The organism is Burkholderia sp. E168m23, from assembly GCF_016586125.1.
In the GTDB taxonomy this organism is placed as follows: domain Bacteria; phylum Pseudomonadota; class Gammaproteobacteria; order Burkholderiales; family Burkholderiaceae; genus Burkholderia; species Burkholderia orbicola.
The window spans coordinates 1-1,398 of record NZ_BCPP01001339.1; the positions used below are offsets into that span (position 1 = coordinate 1).

The 1,398-nt window shown below is 68.2% G+C and carries 2 protein-coding genes and 1 pseudogene; 2 read left to right on the forward strand and 1 reads right to left on the reverse strand.

Translation table 11 applies throughout. From position 1 onward, the window contains the following. On the forward strand, positions 1–558 hold a 558-nt coding region (locus JMF90_RS37080; protein ID WP_201326344.1), incomplete at its 5' end, for a porin. Positions 559–780: 222 nt separating this feature from the next. Next, positions 781–1,083: a DUF4148 domain-containing protein gene (locus JMF90_RS37085; protein WP_011547762.1), complete on the forward strand. Its 303-nt coding sequence runs from the start codon at positions 781–783 to the stop codon at positions 1,081–1,083. A 110-nt stretch (positions 1,084–1,193) separates the two neighbouring features. Here the strand turns inward: JMF90_RS37085 and JMF90_RS37090 are convergent. Further along, positions 1,194–1,398, reverse strand: a pseudogene (locus JMF90_RS37090) (LysR family transcriptional regulator); the annotation flags it as partial.

Sequence of the window (1,398 nt, forward strand, 5' to 3'; positions counted from 1 at the left end):
AACGGCCCGCTGAAGCTGGCCGGTGCGTACCTGCAGATGAACGGTACCAAGGGTTCGACGAGCGCGAGCCCCGGCGCGACCGATTCGGCCGAAGCGAAGAGCCTGAACCAGGGCGGCTGGTCGATCGGCTCGGACCGCATGCGCACGTACGGCGGCGGCGTCAGCTACGTGTTCGGCCCGGCGACCGTCGGCTTCGTCTACACGCGCTCGCAGTACGACAACACGGGCGCGTTCGGCTCGAGCGGCCAGATCGCGTTCAACAACTACGACGTGAACGTGCGCTATGCGGTCACGCCGGCCGTCAGCGTCGGCGCGGCCTATGTGTACACGGACGCCAGCGTGTCGAATCCCGACAGCAAGCACGGCACCGACCCGAAATGGCATCAGGCGAACCTGCAGGCCGTGTACAAGCTGTCGCGCCGCACCGACCTGTACGCGGAAGCGATGTTTCAGCACGCGTCGGGCCGCGGTTACCAGGCGTTCATCAACACGTCGGGCGGCGCATCGAGCACGGCGAACCAGGTCGTCGGCACGATCGGCATGCGCACGCGGTTCTGACCGGCAGCGCGCGACGTCGCCCGTATGCACGGCGCCCGTGTGCGCTCACGGTTTCGCCCGGTGCGGGCGACCGCGCCAATGTTGTTGCTTCTGGAAGGCAGCCCTCCTGGATTCGGGGTGTTTGCGCATCGGCCTGCTGCGTAGACTGACGTCGAAGGTCGGAGCCGCGCATCGCGTGCGGCGTGTCGATCCGGCCACCCACCCCGTATTCAGGAGAACCACGTGAAATCGCTCGTCGTTACCGCCGCCGCTGCCGTCCTGCTCGCCGCACCGGTCCTGTCGTTCGCCCAGCAGGCGAAGTCGCCCGTCACGCGCGCGCAGGTGCTGCAGGAGCTGATCGATCTCGAATCGGTCGGCTACAACCCGGCGCGCGGTGAAATCGGCAACTATCCGGACGACATCCTCGCGGCGCAGGAACGGCTGCAGGCGAAACGTCTCGCCGAGCGAAAAGCGGCGCGGGCCGCCTACGGCCCGGCCGGCGAGCCGGCCACCGAATCGGGCGCGGCGGCCAGGCCCGCGCTGTGACGATGCGCGTCGCTCGCATCACGCATGCGTGGCGAGCGATGCGTATCGGGTGTTTGCATGAAGCAACCCGCCGCGCGCCGATGCGCGAGCGGGTTTCAGACGGCCTGCGTTCAGGCGGCCTGCGGTTCGCGGTCGATCGCGTTCAGCATCTCGACGTCGCGCGCGATCATCGTCGGCACCTGCGCACGCAGCATCTCGACCCAGGTCCGCACCTTCGCATCGACGAAGCGGCGCGACGGGTACAGCGCATACACGTTCATCTTCTGCAGGATATGCGCGGGCAGCACACGGACGAGCGTGCCGTCGCGCAGCGCG